The sequence below is a fragment of the Argonema antarcticum A004/B2 genome (genome assembly GCF_023333585.1).
GTDB classification, from domain to species: Bacteria; Cyanobacteriota; Cyanobacteriia; order Cyanobacteriales; family Aerosakkonemataceae; genus Argonema; species Argonema antarcticum.
Window position 1 is genome coordinate 62,787 of sequence record NZ_JAIQZN010000009.1, and the last position, 19,044, is coordinate 81,830.

15 protein-coding genes are annotated in these 19,044 nt (G+C 43.4%); 10 read left to right on the forward strand and 5 right to left on the reverse strand.

The genetic code is table 11. From position 1 onward, the window contains the following. The first annotated feature begins 20 nt into the window (after nucleotides 1–20). The gene (locus LAY57_RS06125) at nucleotides 21–1,211 is read left to right on the forward strand and encodes a glycosyltransferase (RefSeq protein ID WP_249065440.1); all 1,191 of its coding nucleotides are present in this window, start codon (nucleotides 21–23) and stop codon (nucleotides 1,209–1,211) included. Between the two features lie 35 nt (nucleotides 1,212–1,246). On the opposite strand, the gene LAY57_RS06130 is transcribed toward LAY57_RS06125, so the two are convergent. Then, nucleotides 1,247–1,990 carry a carbonic anhydrase gene (locus tag LAY57_RS06130; protein ID WP_249065441.1) on the reverse strand — a complete coding sequence of 248 codons (744 nt, stop codon included), beginning with the start codon at nucleotides 1,988–1,990 and terminating at the stop codon, nucleotides 1,247–1,249. 277 nt (nucleotides 1,991–2,267) lie between these two features. Between LAY57_RS06130 and LAY57_RS06135 the strand changes: the two genes are divergently transcribed. The 9 genes from LAY57_RS06135 (at nucleotide 2,268) to LAY57_RS06175 (ending at nucleotide 12,479) form a co-directional block, all read left to right on the forward strand. Then, nucleotides 2,268–3,041 (forward strand): MOSC domain-containing protein, encoded by a 774-nt coding sequence (locus LAY57_RS06135; RefSeq protein WP_249065442.1) that lies wholly within the window; start codon nucleotides 2,268–2,270, stop codon nucleotides 3,039–3,041. A gap of 371 nt (nucleotides 3,042–3,412) precedes the next feature. Continuing rightward, the gene (locus LAY57_RS06140) at nucleotides 3,413–5,173 is read left to right on the forward strand and encodes an alpha/beta hydrolase (protein ID WP_249065443.1); all 1,761 of its coding nucleotides are present in this window, start codon (nucleotides 3,413–3,415) and stop codon (nucleotides 5,171–5,173) included. 240 nt (nucleotides 5,174–5,413) lie between these two features. After that, entirely contained in the window at nucleotides 5,414–6,130 is a 717-nt protein-coding gene (locus LAY57_RS06145) for a Uma2 family endonuclease (protein ID WP_249065444.1), read from the forward strand. A 113-nt stretch (nucleotides 6,131–6,243) separates the two neighbouring features. After that, the gene (locus LAY57_RS06150; protein ID WP_249065445.1) at nucleotides 6,244–6,918 is read left to right on the forward strand and encodes a Uma2 family endonuclease; all 675 of its coding nucleotides are present in this window, start codon (nucleotides 6,244–6,246) and stop codon (nucleotides 6,916–6,918) included. 333 nt (nucleotides 6,919–7,251) lie between these two features. Beyond that, nucleotides 7,252–7,593: a hypothetical protein gene (locus LAY57_RS06155; RefSeq protein WP_249065446.1), complete on the forward strand. Its 342-nt coding sequence runs from the start codon at nucleotides 7,252–7,254 to the stop codon at nucleotides 7,591–7,593. 2 nt (nucleotides 7,594–7,595) lie between these two features. Then, the gene (locus LAY57_RS06160) at nucleotides 7,596–7,787 is read left to right on the forward strand and encodes a hypothetical protein (RefSeq protein ID WP_249065447.1); all 192 of its coding nucleotides are present in this window, start codon (nucleotides 7,596–7,598) and stop codon (nucleotides 7,785–7,787) included. Between the two features lie 234 nt (nucleotides 7,788–8,021). Continuing rightward, nucleotides 8,022–9,881, forward strand: a complete 1,860-nt coding sequence (locus LAY57_RS06165) for a hypothetical protein (RefSeq protein WP_249065448.1) — start codon at nucleotides 8,022–8,024, stop codon at nucleotides 9,879–9,881. A 22-nt stretch (nucleotides 9,882–9,903) separates the two neighbouring features. Beyond that, nucleotides 9,904–10,971, forward strand: a complete 1,068-nt coding sequence (locus LAY57_RS06170; protein ID WP_249065449.1) for a DUF533 domain-containing protein — start codon at nucleotides 9,904–9,906, stop codon at nucleotides 10,969–10,971. A gap of 62 nt (nucleotides 10,972–11,033) precedes the next feature. Then, the gene (locus LAY57_RS06175) at nucleotides 11,034–12,479 is read left to right on the forward strand and encodes a hypothetical protein (RefSeq protein ID WP_249065450.1); all 1,446 of its coding nucleotides are present in this window, start codon (nucleotides 11,034–11,036) and stop codon (nucleotides 12,477–12,479) included. A 52-nt stretch (nucleotides 12,480–12,531) separates the two neighbouring features. Here LAY57_RS06175 and LAY57_RS06180 read toward each other — a convergent pair whose 3' ends face one another. From LAY57_RS06180 to LAY57_RS06195, 4 genes are all read right to left on the reverse strand, one after another. Further along, entirely contained in the window at nucleotides 12,532–13,077 is a 546-nt protein-coding gene (locus LAY57_RS06180; RefSeq protein ID WP_249065451.1) for a type II toxin-antitoxin system VapC family toxin, read from the reverse strand. After that, entirely contained in the window at nucleotides 13,070–13,459 is a 390-nt protein-coding gene (locus LAY57_RS06185; RefSeq protein WP_249065452.1) for an STAS-like domain-containing protein, read from the reverse strand. The genes LAY57_RS06180 and LAY57_RS06185 overlap by 8 nt, the downstream gene beginning before the upstream one ends. A gap of 431 nt (nucleotides 13,460–13,890) precedes the next feature. After that, the gene (locus LAY57_RS06190; protein WP_249065453.1) at nucleotides 13,891–15,993 is read right to left on the reverse strand and encodes a M3 family metallopeptidase; all 2,103 of its coding nucleotides are present in this window, start codon (nucleotides 15,991–15,993) and stop codon (nucleotides 13,891–13,893) included. A gap of 285 nt (nucleotides 15,994–16,278) precedes the next feature. After that, nucleotides 16,279–18,537: a PAS domain S-box protein gene (locus tag LAY57_RS06195; protein WP_249065454.1), complete on the reverse strand. Its 2,259-nt coding sequence runs from the start codon at nucleotides 18,535–18,537 to the stop codon at nucleotides 16,279–16,281. Between the last annotated feature and the right edge of the window lie 507 nt (nucleotides 18,538–19,044).

The following is a 19,044-nucleotide window of genomic DNA, read 5'->3' on the forward strand; positions in this document are numbered from 1 at the left end:
AACCAGTTCCCCGGTGCGAGATGATGCTTAGCCTTTGTGCGATCGTTAAAAATGAGGAAAAATCCCTATCTAGCTGCCTCAGCAGCGTCAAGGGTGTCGTAGATGAGATAGTAGTGGTGGATACCGGCTCGACTGACAGGACGCCTGAAATTGCCAGGGAGTTTGGCGCGAGGGTTTATCATTTTGAATGGTGTAATGATTTCGCAGCTGCTAGAAATGAGTCGCTGAAATACGTGCGGGGGGATTGGGTGCTGGTTTTGGATGCGGATGAGGTGCTGACGCCGGAAATTGTGCCGCTGCTGAAACAAGCTATTCTCCAGGCAGACAATCTGGTTGTAAACTTAGTACGGGAAGAGGTAGGCGCGACAGGATCGCCGTATTCTCTGGTTTCGCGGTTGTTTCGCAATCACCCGGCAGTTCGCTTTTCTCGCCCTTATCATGAGATGGTGGATGATAGCGTTGTGGAACTTTTGCAGCGCGAATCTCAGTGGCAGGTGGGTTATTTGTCGGATGTGGCGATTTTACACTACGGTTATCAACCAGAAGCGATCGCATCCAAACACAAATTCCAAAAAGCACAGGCTGCAATGGAAGGTTATCTGGCAAACCACCCAAATGACGTATATGTATGCAGTAAGCTCGGAGCATTATACATCCAATCGGGTGACATTGCACGCGGTGTCCAACTCCTGAAACGCAGTTTAGACTCAGGATCGGTCGATGATTTGGTGCTGTACGAACTTCACTACCACTTGGGGATTGCTTACGAGCATTTGCAACAGCTAAGCTTGGCTAAATACCATTATCAAGCTGCTACCCAGTTGCCTATTTTACCTAAGCTAAAGTTAGCTGCTTATAATAATTTGGGTAATGTGCTGAAGGATAATTCTAAACTTCAAGCAGCTAAAACGGTATATGAAACTGCTTTGCAGATTGAGCCAAGTTTTGCCGTGGGTTACTACAATTTGGGGATGACGTTGAAGGTGTTGGGGCGTTTGGAGGATGCGATCGCATCTTACCAAAAAGCAATTGATTTGAACCCCGATTATGCCGACGCTTACCAAAACTTGGGCGTTGCGCTGCTGAAAGTAGGCAGTGTCTCCGAAAGTTTGTCAGCGTTTAAAAGAGCGATCGCACTTCACGAACAGCGCAACTCATCAGAAGCACAACGACTCCGCCAAGGTTTAAGGGAAATGGGTTTCAATGTTTGATTTATACTGACTACAGATTCCGTATGATTTATCAATTAACTAATCATACTTACTATTCCTGTATCCAGATCGTAACGAGCGCCCACAATTTTTAGTTTGCCTTCCTTAATCATTTTAGACAGTACGAGCGAGTTTTCTTGCAATAATTCAACTTGAAGTTGAACATTGGCAGTGACTGCATTATCAATTAAGTCGCCCGGTTTGTTTCGTACTCTTTCCACCGCTGGCTTGATGTCTTCAACAAAGCTGCTAATTCTACCAGGAAGTAGTTCGTCTTTTACCGCCGCCGATACTGCGCCGCATCTTTTATGACCCATTACCACGATTAGCTGAGTTCCTAATATCAATGTAGCGTATTCAAGGCTGCCCATAACCTCGGAATTGACGACATTCCCAGCGACGCGAACTACAAACAAGTCCCCAAGCCCTTGGTCGAAGACAATTTCCCCAGGTACCCGCGAATCAGCACAGCCCAGCAAAGTTGCAAACGGATGTTGAGCTGCGGCGGTTTGGTGAAGGCGTGAGGTTGATTGGTCGGGAAATTGACGCTTTTGGTCTACAAACCGTTTATTACCATCCAGCAATCTTTTTAAAGCTTCATCAGATCTGACTGGGTTAGGGTTTTCTGAAGGTTGATCGGCTGTAGCTATTTGTGGCCCAACAGCTTGCTGTGCGCTCCAGAGTGCCCCAGTGGTAGCAGTCACTGCTAAACTAACCCCGCCAATGCCTGCCAGCTTCAAAAGATTCCGACGGCCAAGATATCCATTTATTCGAGTCATAAGTATGTTTTGATTTTGACGGCAATTGTAAAATTAAAGATAAAGCATTATAAGTATATATAAGTGTTGTATGTCAATAGTCTATAATATAAAGTGAGTGTGTAATTAATCACAGGTTTAAGTTTTTTAGATCGGTACAAAACTTACTTCTGAGGACTAAAGTCCTCAAGATGAACTCTGCGATCGCGATCGGGTAGGATTAAGATAACCAAAATAGGATATATTAAAATATTTGATGCGATCGGCATATCGCTCCCCTATCGTCAGAACTATCCAGATGCCATATATTGCAAGCATTTTCATTTACCCGATTAAGTCCCTGGATGCAGTAGCAGTGACTCAGGCAACCGTTCTAGCTAGTGGCGCTCTAGAGGGCGATCGCGAATTTGCTATAGTTGACGCACAAGGTCGATTTGTCAATGGCAAGCGCAACGCCAAAGTTCATTTATTGCGATCGACATGGGATGCAACAGCGAAAGCCGTCTCCCTCCAAATCCAAGGCACAGAAGAAAAACAAACATTTCATTTAGAAGAAGAACTTACCGAACTAGAAGCTTGGTTAAGCGAGTATTTCGGCTTGACCGTCCAACTGGCCAGGAACTCGCTCTTGGGTTTTCCAGACGATCCCATTGCGTCGGGGCCAACCGTCATCAGCACCGCCACCCTGGAAACAATCGCATCCTGGTTTCCTGGAATCAGCGTCGATGAGATGCGGCTACGTCTACGAGCTAACATCGAGATTGGCGGCGTCCCACCATTTTGGGAAGATCGACTATTTGCGAATGCCGAAGAGGTGGTTCGGTTTCAAGTCGGAGAAGTAATGCTTGAGGGGATTAATCCATGCCAACGCTGTGTTGTTCCCACACGGAACCCCCTCAGTGGAGAAACTTATCCCAACTTCCAAAAAGTGTTTTCCGAAAAGCGGCGAGAAACTTTGCCATCCTGGGTAAATTTATCGCGCTTCAATCATTTTTATCGGCTGAGTGTTAATACGAAAGTATCTCCATCTTCAGCGGGAAAAGTTTTACATATTCAAGATGAAGTGGGGTAAATTTCAGATTTATAGCGGCTTGCAGTTGGATGAAGTTGTCACTTGAAAAAGAAATTGGCCAGGTTTAGAAGAAGAAATGGTCATTACCCTTTTCATAATTGCTCTTAATTTCTATAAATTACCGACTTATTTTAATATTTTAGCACACTAAGTACGGAAAAACCGAGAATTACCGTTAACGATCGCTCTGTGCAGATGATAATCATTCTCATCTGCGTTCAGCTAGTGGTAGCTCAAAAATTAAGGCTGGTAAAGCTTTGGAGTTTTGCACCAGAATCTAGTCTAAACTCCAGTATATAGCAAAACATTGATTACTGTTCGGTAATACAGGTAAAATACGGCTGTTTCCAAAACTCTGCTCTGCAAAAAAAATGGCAAGAACTATAAGTAATCTGATTGGGAATCGTCTTTTTCTAGATGTTTCCAATATTGCTAAACATAATAATTGGATCGGAATTGCCCTTGGTTCATTGGGATTTTGGTTATTTCCCACAGTCTTAACCGGAATTCCTGCCTTTAGTGCCGAGCAAGTGGCTGTTTTTTACGGCCCTTTGGAGTTTTCCCTTTCTGTTGAGGCTTTGGAAGCGTTCGCCAAGGAAGGTAAAATTACCGAGGAACTTGCTCCCTATGCTGGAACTATTCCGCCAAAAGCTCAGGCGCAACTGCGTGAACTCTTACAACAACGCTTTGAAGCAAGTCCTACCCTGATCTCTCAGTTTACCGGCGCTGCGGTGGGAGGAACTGTGTTGGCGCGGATGGGGAAAATACTTCAAACTGAAACTGGCGAAAATGGCTCCACTGCTTTGCGTACCGCTTTAATTTCAGCTGCTGGCGATCCGCAAGGTTTGACTCTCCTAAATATACTACGCAAATTCCCCAACCGGGTTATCCGAGTTAACTTAAGCTTGGGACTGCAAATTACGGAACAGTTTGAAGAATTGACCAGAAATAAAGATGCGATCGTCAAACTAATTGAACAGCAAGCAGCAACTGAGGCTGCAAGTGCTAATAAAGTCAACTTTTCCCAACAGTCAGATTTACGGCAACCTGGATCTTTTAAATGGACGCAACAAACGATAACGCTGACTGACACTTTGCGCGATCGCCCTTTACCCTTCGATCTTTATCTACCTCAAACAGCAGATGGGGGAACTACTCAGCAGCCATCTCCCGTAATTGTAATCTCTCACGGTGCAGCTGGAAACCGCACAAGTTTTGCTTACTTAGCGCAACATTTAGCATCTTATGGTTTTGCAGTAGTTGTCCTCGAACACCCTGGCGATAACACTAAACTTTTCGAGCAATTCTTTAGTGGATTAAGCGCTTCGCCACAACCAATAGAATTGGTAAACCGACCTTTAGAAGTGAAATTAGTCTTAGACGAACTTCAGCGTCGCGAACAATCGGAACCGGCACTTCAAGGTAAATTAAATCTACAACAAGTGGGGGTAATCGGTCAATCTGTTGGTGGCTACACTGCTTTAGCTTTAGCAGGGGCAAAGATTAATTTTGCACAACTGCAAAAAGATTGTAACAGCGACCAATTATTGAATTTGTCCCTGTTAGTTCAGTGCGAAGCTGCTAGGTTACCTATATCCAATTATTCTTTACAAGATGAACGGATTAAAGCAGTTTTGGCTATTAATCCTTTCACTAGCTCTATTTTCGGACAAACTGGTCTTAGTTCGCTAAAAGTTCCCGTCATGCTAGTTGCAGGTAGCGACGATATTTTCACGCCAGCAGTACCGGAGCAAATCCAACCTTTTACTTGGTTAAGTACTCCAGAAAAGTATTTAGTTTTGATCGAAAAAGCAACTCATTTTACAACTATTGGAGGCAGTAGTTCGGAGAGGAGCGTACTGCCTATTCCTGCCGAGGTGCTAGGCCCAAATCCTTCTCTCGCTCGTCCTTATATCAATGCTTTGAGTACGGCTTTTTTTCAAAATTATCTGGCTAATAAATCAGAATATAGTTCTTATTTGAGTGCTGCTTACACTCAATCAATTAGTCAAGAACCGTTTAAACTGAGTCTTGTGCGATCGCTAACCGCAATTCAGATAAATCAGGCAATTGATAGCGTCACCCCAAAATCACCTTCCCAACCGCAACAAGCGCCTAATTCTCAACCTTGATTACTGAGAATATCGCCCTTTTCAGGTGAATGAGATACAGAGAAACCCGGTTTCTTGAAGAAACCGGGTTTCTGGGCTACAATACATAATTCTGTAGAGACACGGCACCATCACATAATATCGATCGTCCAAAAATTTTATTATGCCGTGTCCCTACAAAAATGTTAACCTTGGAACATCAGCATAATAATTCCAAAAGACTCAGTTATCGTAAAATTATTAAAGTTGGATAAATCTGCTATGTTAAAGTACAAACCGTTAGACTGTTTACCCCCTGCGGAAGCTCTACCCAACTCAGACGATACTCCTGTGGATAACGAACTGCAAGATTTAATTCCCCACCTGCTGAAATCGATATTAGCAATGGTGTGGGCAAACCGCTGGGATTGGTTCTTTGGTGTTGATATGGGTATTTATTATGACCCCAAAGAACCTGCCATAGTACCGGATGGGTTTCTTAGCTTTGGTGTTGAGCGGTTTTTTGATGAAGGACTGCGCTCTTCTTATGTACTTTGGGAAGAAAATTATATAGTGCCGATTTTAGTGCTAGAAGTCGTATCCCATAAACCAGGAGGGGAATATAAGCGGAAAAAAGGAATGTATGCCGAAATGGGAGTTTTGTACTATGCAATTTACAATCCCCTGCGTCGCCAAAAACCCCGTTTGGAAGTGCATCATTTAGTAAATGGTTCATATAACTTGCTGTCGGGAAATCCCATTTGGCTACCTGAAATTGGTTTGGGAATTGACAAAGAAAGGGGAACATTTCAGGGAATCACGCGAGAGTGGTTGTATTGGTACAACGAACAAGGACAAAGATTGCTGACACCGGAAGAACAACTAACCGAAGTACAACAGGTAGCTCAATTTGAGCTTCAACGCCGTCAAGAAGCGGAACGACGCGCCCAGAGGTTGGCAGAACAATTGCGAAATGCTGGAATAGAACCGGATTTCTAGGAAAGGCAAGTTGCTAGTTATTAATTTTCAGCCTGTAGGGTGCGTCAGAGGGCAGAATTTTGGTTCTTTTTCTGCTCGCTATCATAAAGCTATTAGTTTTGAGGAAATCCATCATGTTAAAGTACAAATCGTGGGAATACTTGCCCCCAGCCGAGGAGCTAGCCTACTCTGACGATACACCTGTCAATAACGAACTGCAAGATTTAATTCCCCACCTGCTAAAAACGATACTAGCTTTGGCGTGGGCAAACCGCTGGGATTGGTTCTTTGGAGTGGGTATGGGGATTTATTATGACCCGGAAGAATCTGCCATAGTGCCTGATGGTTTTCTCAGCTTAGGAGTAGAGCGGTTTATTGATGAAGGACTCCGCTCTTCGTATGTACTTTGGGAAGAAAATGATATAGTCCCTATTTTAGTGCTAGAAGTCGTATCTCAGGTATCAGGCGAGGAATATATCACGAAGAAGGAAACCTATGTGGAAATGGGAGTTTTGTACTATGTAATTTACAATCTCCTGAGTCGCAGAAGACCACCCCTGGAAGTATATTGTTTAGTGAATGGTTCATATCATTTGCAGTCGGGAAATCCTGTTTGGCTAACAGAAATAGGTTTGGGAATTGGCAAAGAACGGGGAACTTTTCAGGGAATCACGCGAGAGTGGTTGTATTGGTATGACGAACAAGGACAAAGATTGCTGACACCGGAAGAACGCGCTGTGGAAGCGGAACGACGCGCTCAAAGGTTGGCGGAACAATTGCGATCGCTTGGAATAGAACCGGATTTGTAATATTGGCGATCGCCTAACGCTTGCGAACAGCTTCCTGTAGCGTAGCGATCGCACTGTCTTCTCATCACCTAACAAATTGGCGAAAACACTGTTTAATCATCGATCCAAAGGGGTATACTTAAACCAGCACTTTGAACTAGAGCGATCGATAACTAACCCTAAATCAAGGATAGGTCGCTTAATTTGTTTGCGTTTGGCCCAAAGCGATTAAATCTCAAAATGAATCTGTCTGCTTCCAGTCCGCCAGTTAAAAATGAAGAAAATCGCAGCTACACTAATACTTGGTTACTCTATTATTGATATTATGCTCTAAAGGTTCGATTTTAATTCACAATGCCTATACCATCCCAAATTTTAGCTCTCATTGACCGACTAAATCAAGAACTAGAGCAAACTGAACGAGATGCTACAGAGGGACTGAACTTAGTCAGACAAAGATTGTCCCGCTTTCCTGATAACGTTGTGCTTACTCAGTTTTTTGCTGCTCTGAGTAATATCCTGCTTTTTGTAGAAATATATAGAGGGAGAATTCAGAGTATTGTCGATCGCATCTCGCCAGAAAATGTCGCTAGTGAAATAATTCAGGAGGCGGGAGAAGATTTAGGAATAATCCTGGGGCGGGTATTGGAAGTTAAAATAAATGCTAATAGGCTCAAAACTCGTTTGGAGAACTGACAATGACACAACCATCAATGAGCGAACAGGAACTAGCCGAACTGACAGAACTGCTTGAACTTGCGAAAATAACCGAACAAAAAGCTAAAGAATTGTGCGACCTGACATTGGAAATAGACCAAAAATATGAAAAACGTTTGGCCGAGTTAAGAGTTGCTGAAAAATTGAAATTGAAAGTTGCGGGAATTTCGTAAGATGAAGGAATGGTGTAATATCACACTCCTAACTAATTACTGAGGTCTAACGACTAAGTGAGAAGTCCTGGGAAATTGATGAGTGCGATCGCCTAACGCTTGCGAACAGCTTCCTGTAGCGTAGCGATCGCACTGTCTTCTCATCACCTAACAAATTGGTGAAAACACTGTTTAATTATTCATCCAAAGGGAGTAGACTTAAACCAATGGTTAAAGTCCTCACCTCTGCCAATTATGACTCAGCCGAATCTTCTGGAACTTGCCAAGCAGGGCGATGTGAATGCGATCGCAACCCTGATGAACCGCAAGCTACAACCCAAAGGCATCACTGCAAAAGCTTCCATGAAAAATGATTGTCTGCAAATCATGTTGGAAGCGGCGCAAGTGCCACCGCAAGAAACTTTGGTTTCCCTGCTGCGTAAGTCGATACCGAGTTTAGGGGCTGAGTCGATTAAGCGCGTAAAGGTTTACGGCAAACAGGTAGGGGAAGAATTTCCGGCTTGGAATGAGGAATTTGAGGTAGAAGCGCAGAAGTTGCCGAATGGGGAAGAGTTGGCTAAACAGGGTGATGTGAATGCGATCGCAACTTTGATTAATCAGTGGTTAAACTCCGAAAGCATTACTGCAAAAGTGAGTCATAAAGATAGTTGCTTACAGGTAATGCTGATATCAGCCCAAGTTCCAAAACAACAGACAGTTGTTCCGCCGATTCGTGAGGGATTGATAAGTTTAGGTATTCAATCTGTCAAAAAAGTCAAGATATACGGACGAGAAACGGGTGAGGATTTTCCTGATTGGCAACAATACTTTGAGTTAGAAGAACAGATAAATTTACCTTCGTTAACATCTGAAGCAGCAACAAAAGTTGAAAATTTGACTTCTATTATCAAAACAGAAGCAGATAGCCAATCATCTATAGAAAAGAGGTCTAACCAACCATCTTTTTGGGGTTCAATTACTAAGATGGCTACAAATGCTGGAGGTGCGATCGCAGGCGCTACCATGCAAGCAGGTAAAGCGGCGATGGGGAAAACGCCAGAAATTGGCGGTGCGATCGCAGGCGCTACCATGCAAGCAGGCAAAGCGGCGATGGGGAAAGCTTCAGAAGTTGGCGGTGCGATCGCAGGTACTGCCACCCAAGCAGGTAAAGCAGTTGTCAAAACAGCTACATATTATGTAGTTGCGCCCATCGTTGATACTACTGGCAAAACAATTGAAAGAGCCAAAAAGGTAAGCACTGATTGGCTAATCCGCTTCATAGACAAAGTTGATATAGTTAAAGCCGAAGCGGAAGTAAGACAGCTAGAGCAGCAGTACCCCGACGAAAAGCCAAGTCAGATTGCCCATCATCTGATGCTAAATAAAGCGCTGCTTGCAGCAGGATCTGGGCTAGCTAGCAACTTGCTGCCGGGAGCAGCGCTGGCAATGGCAGGAGTCGATTTGGCAGCTACTACTGCATTGTCAGCAGAATTGGTTTATCAGATTGCCGCTGCTTATGGACAGGATTTACAATCGAGCGATCGCAAGGGCGAAGTCCTCACAATTTTCGGTCTGTCTCTTGGTGGTAATTTAGCGATCGATGCAGGTTTGGGCTTGTTGCGAAAGGTGCCGATTGCAGGGGCAGTGATTAATGCCAGCGCTAGTGCAGCAATGATCTATGCACTGGGATATGGAGCTTGTCGTTTCTACGAAGCCAAAAACGAGCCATTGACTATGGAAGCTATACTTGAAACTTCTCTGGTAGAAAGTGAAAAGTATTTAGAGGGTGCGATCGAGCAACAAGTAGTCATGGATCAAATTTTGGTTCATGTTGTTTTGGCAGATAATCCAGACAAAACTTGGCCGGAGATTTTGCCAGAATTACAAACGTTGAATCTGAGTCCCGCTTCAATGGATGCGATCGCTGCCAATATCAAATCACGACCACCTTTAGAAACATTGCTGGAGCAAATCAATAGCGACTTTGCTGTACCGCTTCTGGCTCAATGCGAAAAACTTGCACAGCTAGATGGAGTTATTACTCTTGAAGAAGCGAAGGTAATTGAGACTATTACCAAAAACTTTGGTATCGAAATTAATTCCATCGTTAAATAAAAGTGGGAAATCTAGATTAATTATGGCACAATCTAATTTTTGGGAATCAATCACAGAAACAGCCGCCAATGCCGGAAAAGCTATTGGTAATGCGGCATCACAAGCTACTAAAGCCGCAGCAGAAACAGCCGCCAATGCTGGTACATCTGTTAGCACCGCTGCATTTCAGGCAACTCTAGCAGCCACAGATATGCTAAAAAAAGGTGAAAACTCAAACCCACAGCAACCCTTAGATTTGGCCCAAGTACCGGAGAGCGATCGCATTTCTTTCTACGGTGCTTTATTTGCCATTGCGACAGCCGATGGTTCCCTCGACAAAGACGAAATCGATCTAATTTTTGGCATCATGGATTTAGATGGAATGTCTGAATCTGCCAAACGCCAAGTGCAATCATATATTATTGAGCCTCCATCATTACAACATTGCTTAAAAGCGTTGTCAAATGCAGACGAAAAACTGCGTTTTGGATTGATGTTAAACCTTATAGACACTGCATGGGCAAACGATGAACTCGACCCGAATGAAGAAAAAGCAATTAAGTTGGCACAGCAAGAATTAGGCGTCACGGATAAACAGGTAGAAGCCATTGAAAAATTTGTCCAAGAAATAAAGAAAATTCGCGATCGCGGTTTAGATGACAACCAAGCTGCTGACGCGATTAAAACTGCTGCTTCTGGGCTTTCTGCCGTTGGCGTTCCCATTGCTGCCGTTTATTTTTCTGGTTCCGTGATAGGATTGAGCGCAGCCGGAATTACATCAGGATTAGCAGCACTTGGTTTAGGTTTTGGGATGGTTCCCGGTATTGGCGTTGCCGTTCTTTTAGGTGCAGGTATTTTTTGGGGAGTATCCCAACTTTTGGATACGGGAGGTACACGCGCCAAAGAAGAAGAAATGCTCAAAAGAGAAAGGAAAGCACAACTTGTAATTCAAAATCTGCAAGGCGCACTCAATCAATTAATCGAAAGAATAGATAATTTACAAAAAGCTGCTGCTGATGCCGAAACTAATCGAGAAGCGATTCAGATTTTAACTGAAAAAATGCGATATCTCCAGCAATTACTTGCCAAACGGAAACCAGCACAAATTTAAGTATTAGGTACGTTATTGCGCTTTAGCGCTAAAGCGCAACAACATACTCAGAGGAGTTTAAAATGATTTGCGATCGCTTTGTTGCCGAGTTAAGATCTGTACTGCAAACACAGCATCATATCCTGCGCCAGCTTGATGTTGCAGTCACAGATATAGAAGTAAAACTAGCAGATGTTTCCCAGCAATCTCAAGATATTCAAGAACTTGAGAAAATGATAGCAGAATTAGAAGCATCTGTCGATTTTCTTGATGCAGATGACTTCAGTGATTTTGATGCAGATGAGATTTTACAATTGTACGATCGTCGTCGCAATGCTGTCAATCGAGAGTTAGTAAAAATTGGTTTCAAAGATTGGGATAGTTTTGTCAGACAGTGCCAAATTTACGCACTTCAGCAACAACTCGATCCGCTTGCACCTTACGAAGCTTTTTTAACAGATGCAGACTTGAATAAATTGCAAAATGAATCCTACGATGCACAGTACGCCTGGGATAAATGGGATTATATTTTTGTTGGCGCTAGTGGCGTTTTGGCAGCATTAACTGATTTCATGTTAGTCAGAATTCCCGCCACGATGACTAGCGGCGAATATAGCGGACAAATCGGCAGTCCTCTCACCGCATGGCTAAAGCAATACAATATTAAAAAAGCCGATGATTGGTTTGCACAATGGGCGAAATATCTAGAAAAAGTCTGCAAAGTTCCTTATGATAATCAGAAACTTATTGGGGGAATGTATCCCAAATCTCATCGCTTCCAATCATTAGGACACGATCCCGTTTTGGGATTTATTTTTGGTGTCCTTGACATCATGCGAGGAAGCGTTACTGGTTTTTCCTACGAAACGCTTACTGGGATGCACAATTTAGAGATTAAATTTGTGCCAAATAGCCAACCTGTCGGACTAATTGAAGCTATTTTAAAACATATCGGCCATTTAATTTCTGATGTTGCAACGCCGATGGGATTACCCGCGCCATTTATGACTTTAGTGCAAGGAATCAATGCTGGTAGCTTTGGCGAAAATAATCGAACTTTGGGAGAATTATCGCGATGGATGTATTTGAATGGCTACGATTTTCGGCATTTTCTAGTATCGGGAATTACACCAGCGGTAATAGAAATCGTGCTGAGAGCTTATATAATGTTAAGGCACTATTCCGAACATGGGGAAACTAAATTTATTTTAAACGACCATCCCAAATATCGTTCTATGCTGCTGGTAGCGCATAGTATTGCTGCTTTGGGAAATGCAGGTAAAATTGCACTCATGCAAGGTAATCCGTTAGCTTTCAATTTAGCAGAATGGATGGCTTTGATTCGGTATCTTTTACCCAGCCTTAAGTATTGGGTGTTTGACGAACATCGCCTGCGCCTGGAACAGATAGAGCGAATTAACGAAGCTGGTTGGAATGAACTATTGCAAAATAGTGAAAAAATTGTGGAAATTATTGCTAAAACTGAATCTTCCTCGATCGATCTCGTACACTTGCCAGTTTTGTGTTAGGGTTAGACTATAGAAAAATGCGATCGCACCCCACCATCATCTCAAAAACCCATCATCTAAGTAACTGTGGATTACCCGTAATAATCGTCAAATCTTCACCCTGAAAATCAGCATCGTGCGTCACCAACTTCAGCCCTTTTGTCCTGCACAATTCAGCTAATATCTGGTCATTAAAATCCTTCTCTCCAGTCGCGTAATCGCTCATTATTGGGATCAAATCTGCTGACTCAAAACCGCTCTCAGTTCGCTCAGACTTCTCTAGTATTCTCCGAGAGTATTTGGCAATTTGTTCGGCAACAGGTTTGAAATCAGCACTATTCCTGAAAGCCTTAAAATTTTCTTGTTTTGTAGTTTCGGACAAATTGTTGTAAACAAATCGAGAGTAGGCATTAATAAATTCAGAAAGCACAAGCACGTCGAGCAATATTCGACCTTTCGCACTGCGAATCCGCCTAAATGCCCAAGTATATGCTCTCCGGTATTGAGGATATCGATCGCCATGCGGCCCATAAATGTAAAGCCAAACATTTGCATCAAACAACACAGCATCAGCATTGCCAAATATATATTGATCGATGCTGTAGACTTGGTTACTCATAGTAATCACCGAAAGCTTCCCGTGCAGCTGCCTCAAATCTCTGCGGGTCTTTTAAATACTGCTTTGTCCAATAAATTGCGTCATCAATCATGTCCGCATCATCAGTATCTATATCAATTACGCTGAGTGATGTTTGAATTTGCTCTTCGGGAAACGTGGCGTACAAATGACCGATCGCATCGCTTAAGAAAGCAGGAGTGATATCCTCACCATTTTTAAACGAAAGAATCACATTTTTACCTTCTTTAAAAGCTGTTGCAATCAGTTCATAAACTTTCTGTCCGTCATCTGAGGCTATACACAAATTGTCTCCGATAACTTCCGTTACCACAATTTTGACGGTATTCTCGGTTTGGGGATGGGAGTAAATTAAGGAATTCATATTAAACTAGGGTGAATTGATTTTTAAGATAATTTTAGCAGAAAATTAGCGATCGCACTCACTGAGCCTACACAATAAGGAGAATTTTTATATTTTAGACCGCGTAGGCAGTCTTTGTTTGTGTAGCCGCGACCGCTTTCGTCGGTTAAGCCATAAATCTGGGGAGGGGGCTAGGGGCTAGGGGCGAAGCATTCGGGTAGTAAATCTTCGGTTTTAACCAATAAATTATATGCCCGAATGCTAATGCCTCCGGCACGCACTTGCGTTCGCCCCTACTGCCCTAATCGCCTTGGCGGTTGCTATAGCCGCGACTTTAGTCTACTAAAAAATAGCCAGCATAGAAAACCCCCCTTTCATCCCTCCGTCAACGGAGGGAAAGAGGGGGGGTATAGCCGCAGATTTCCATCAGACGGCATTATTAAAATAGCTAATTAAGCAGCAACCAAACCGTTATGCCTCAGCAAAGCTACCACACTCGGTTCCCTTCCTCGGAAAGCTTTAAACACTTCCATCGGGTGCAAACTCCCACCAGAAGCTAACACCGTATCCCGGAAGCGCAAACCAGTATTAGTTAAAGCTTTCTCATCCTCCAAACCGGCTTCTTCAAAAGCAGCAAAAGCATCTGCACTCAATACTTCTGCCCACTTGTAGCTGTAATAACCAGCTGCATAACCGCCAGCAAAGATATGCCCAAACGCACATAAGAAAGCGTCTTCTGGCAAAGGTGGCAAAATAGTAGTGGTTTTGGCAAGACGGTTACGCACATCAGCGGGAGTTTCATCGCCACCAGGTTGATAGCGATGGTGCAATTCTATGTCAAGGCTGCTAAAGTGAATTTGCCGCAACGTTACACTGCCACTCATGTAATTGCGTGCAGCCAATAGCTTTTGATAATACTCTTCTGGCAGGGTTTCACCAGTTTCGTAATGCTTCGCCATACCGAACAGTGTTTCCTGGTGATAGCACCAGTTTTCCATAAACTGGCTGGGCAATTCGACGGCATCCCACTCTATATTATTGATGCCTGATGCTCCCGGATAATCCACTTTGGTCAGCATATGTTGCAAGCCGTGACCGAATTCGTGGAACAATGTTTCCACTTCGCCAAAAGTCATTAGGCTAGGCTTATCATCTATCGGAGGAGTTTGGTTGCATACCAAATATGCTACTGGTAAGCGAGTAGTGGATGTACCATTTTCGATGATTTTGGCGCGGACTATGCACTCATCCATCCAAGCACCGCCGCGTTTTTCGGCTGGACGACTGAAAGGATCTAAATAGAAGTAAGCTATTGGTGTACCAGTTTCATCAGCAATTTGAAAATAACGCACATCTTCATGCCACACTGGCGCAGTACCATCGGCTGCGGTGATAGTGACGCCAAACAACCTTTTTGCTAATGAGAACAACCCATCTAAAACTTGGGGTAAGGGAAAGTAAGGGCGCAATTCTTCTGCATTGAAGGCAAATTTTTCTTCCCGTTGGCGTTCTGACCAAAAACTAACATCCCAGTGCTTCAAATCGCTACTTTCTTTAACACCTTTAGCAGCAGCAAAGGCTTTCAATTCTTCCAAATCTTTGGCAGCAGCATCGTAACTAACGCGGCGCAGTTCTTCTAGCAAAGCTTCTACTGCTTCAACAGAAGGAGCCATTTTGCGGGCTAAGCTTAATTCAGCGTAACTGTTAAAGCCGAGCAGCGCTGCTTTTTCCTTACGTAATTGTAAGATGCGATCGATCGACGGTTTGTTATCCAATTCCCCACTAGAAGCGCGGCTGATGAAAGCTTTATACAGCTTTTCGCGCAAATCTCGACGGGTGCTGTGCTGCATGAAAGGGCCATAACTGGGGAAATCTAAGGTGATCCGCCAAGGGCCATTCTCAGGGGTGGCGTTTTCTTCACCGGCTGCACGCGCCGATTGTGCTGCTAAACTCAGTAAGCTTGGGGGTAATCCGTCAACTTCCTCAAAGCTTGTCAGGGTAAGGCTAAAGGCTTTGGTGGCGTCGAGTACGTGGTTGGAAAATTTGGTGGAAAGTTCTGCCAGTTCCAGTTGAATGGCATTGAAACGCTCTTTCTGTTCGCCTGACAAACCGACGCCAGAAAGTTCTGCGTCTTTGATGGCAGTTTCCACAATGCGGTGTTGTGCTGATTCTAGAGTAGCCCAGCGATCGCTCTCACGCAATGCCTTAAAAGCGTCGTAGATAGGTTTGCTTTGGCTGAGCTTGTTGTAAAACTGCACCAGTTTTGGCTGCACAGTTTCGTGGGCTAGGCGCAGTTCGGGGCTATTCTTGACGCCCATCAAATGGCTCACCGCGCCCCAACTCCAGTTTAGGGGATCTTTCAGGCGATCTAGTGGCTCTACCAAACCGCTCCAAGTCGGCTCTAACTGAGCTGACAAGCTGGCAAGATCGGCGTCTAGTTTAGCCAGCAGCTGTTCAAAAGCAGGCACCACATACTCTGGCTTAATGGCTTCAAACGGGGGCAATCCTTTGCCAATTAGCAAAGGGTTCTCAGTAATAGTAGCGTTGTCACTCATTTGTAGTTTTTCGGCTCGTATTGAAACAAGTTACTTAAAGTATTAGCAAGTCTTGGCAAATTTTAACATATATGTTACGATTTGGCTCCAAACAACCTTTCAACTGCTGACAAGATTGATTATAGCCAATTTCTAAATTATAAAACGCATTTGCTTTTATAATTACTAGGACGCTGTGGAAATTCCATCGCCAGCAAAAAGCGATCTTGGCTGTAGCCCAGATCTGATTTTATCCGATCTGAGCGATATTTTTAAGTTGCCAAGGCGCTGCATTATAATACAATTTTATTTTTTTGCTGGCGTTGCGGTGTTCTGATTTTGCTGTCGAATTGGAATCTTAATCACGAACTCCGTCCCCTGTTTTTCTTCGGAATTACACTCCAATTTACCGCCGTGTCTTTCCACAATAATTTGATAACTAATTGACAAACCCAGTCCTGTACCTTTACCCACTTGTTTTGTTGTAAAGAATGGGTCAAATATTCTTTGCTTCACTTCAGATCTTATACCAGGTCCGTTGTCAGAAATCTTGATGACCGCGTAATCCCTATCTATTACTTCGGTGTGAATGCTAATCTTACTAACATTCTTTTGCATCTCTTGGGATGAACACTCTTTGTGGTAATCATCCATAGCATCGATCGCATTGCTGAGAATATTCATGAATACTTGGTTCATCGGGCCTGGATAACACTCCACTTGAGGAAGATCGCCGTATTTTTTGACAACTTCAATATTAGGCTCTCCCGCCTTAAATTTGAGGCGATTTTGCAAAATCAGCAGCGTGCTATCAATACCTTCGTGGATGTTAACAGGTTTCATCTCTGCTTCGTCAAGGCGCGAGAAGTTCCGTAGCGACAGGACAATCTGACAAATGCGCTCAACACCCAGTTTCATTGAAGACAGTATTTTGGGTAAATCCTCAACCAGAAAATCGAGTTCAATGGCGTCCATTTTCTCTTGAATCTGCGCTCCTGGGTTAGGATAGTGTTGGTGGAATAGTTGTAGCAATTCTAACAATTCTTGAGTGTATTGATTGACATAATTGAGATTCCCGCTGATAAAGTTTACCGGGTTATTAATTTCGTGAGCCACCCCTGCTACCAGTAATCCCAAACTGGACATTTTTTCACTATGGACGAGTTGAGTGTGGGTGCGTTGCAATTCGTTTAAAGTTTCTTCCAGCCTAGTTGCTTGCTCTCTAGATCGAGTTTCCGATCGCCGCAATGCTTCCTCCGCCTGCTTGCGTTCGGTAATGTTCTGAGTCATGACCATGCCAGCAAAAATTTCGTCGCGATCGTTTCTCAGCGGCAAAACGTGAGTATCGTAGATATAGTCGCCCCAAGGCAATTCGCAGACAGTTGTTGTTCCAGCTAATGCTCCCCGATATATTGGCTCTATTATTTCACAGAACTCAGGGGATAAACTCTCCCAAATTATCTTCCCTTCCAATAACTCTTTAGAAATTTCTCCTGCTCCTAAATCTGTACCTTCAACAAGGGTGTAGCGTAAGTCTCGATCGAACAGAAACACCGCCCCATTGGGTAAATTACGAGCCAGAGTGCGATATAATTCTTCGCTGTTTCGCAGTGCTTCTTCCACCTGTTTGCGTTCGGTGATGTCGGTTTGCACTCCGATGAAATGAGTCAATTTACCAGTGCTAGAGCGCACGGGAGAAATTGCCAAATCGTTCCAAAAAACGCTGCCATCTTTACGGTAATTCTTAATCACAACCCGACATTCGCTTTGAGTACTCAAAGCTTGACGAATTTTCTCCACCGCAGCTTCTTCCGTATCATCACCCTGCAAAAATCGACAGTTACGCCCAAGCACTTCATCCCGCGAATAGCCTGTCATCGTTTCAAAGGCAGGATTGCAATGCACAATCGGATTGTCCGGTTTGGTTGCATCAATAATCAGGATGCCGGAACCAGCCGCTTCCATAGCTCGACTGTACAGCCTCAGCATCTCTTCTGTCTTTCTGCGATCGGTAATGTCGCGCAGGGTAACCAGATAGGCTACTTCCCCTTCCCATTCTGTTTCCACCACCCGCATTTCTGCCACAAGTTTTTCTTGGTCTTTGCGGATAACTTCTACTTGTGTTTGGACTACATATATTCCTGCTGTATCTGTTTCTCCAACTCCAGGAATAATTTCAGTGTCCATCTCGCAAACTATCCCTTCAACTACAAGGCATCCGAAAAATTCTTTACCTAAAATTTCCGACTCGTCGCAATTGAAAAGAGATTGAGCGCATGGGTTTACAAAACAGACAATGCCTTTTTGGTTGACTATCACTATGCCATCCGCACTCTTAGCGATCGCATTATGAAAGCGGGCTTCGCTGGCTTGTAACTCTCGCTCTAGCCTCTCCAGTTCTATTTGCATATCGTGCCGACTCCTTTCCTTAGAGCAAGAATAATCAATCTGTCCCAAAGTAGAACCCTCTCTATCTTTATAAGTCCTATATACTCGCAAGTAACTTTCTATGGATTTTTTATATAAATAACCTTGCGATTGTTGACTTTTTGTTTTGCTTGCCATTTTTTTGTTTTGGTTGCTATGGTTTTCAGGAATCATTTTTTTATTCTCGGATATAAATATGCTTTATTAGCTTTAATAAAGAATGTCTTAACGATTGGGGCAAAAAAATTAGTCTATATTTATGTATTGTAAAAATTTAATAAAATCAACATTCTAGGGGATTTAGATAAATTTGGCTCAAAAAAGTTCCATCTCCCAAAACTAAGCCCTATTACTATCTTAACTAAGGAAATGTGAAAAACTGGTGAAATTAAGCTACACAAGGCAATCCAGCCAGCCTAGAGAGTGGCTTAGGCTTAAGCGCGGGGCAAGAAAAGCGTCTGGTGCAGCCAAATAAACCCGGTTTCTCACTCCACTGCCAACTTTTCAAACACCCTTTATGCTTCCTTAAAAAACAATATTTAAATTTTACGCAAAAAGTATCATATTATACCTACATCTGGTACACCTTTTGATATACCAGATGAGGAGCAGTTACTCTCAGAGCTTTCGACTAGCTCAGTTATC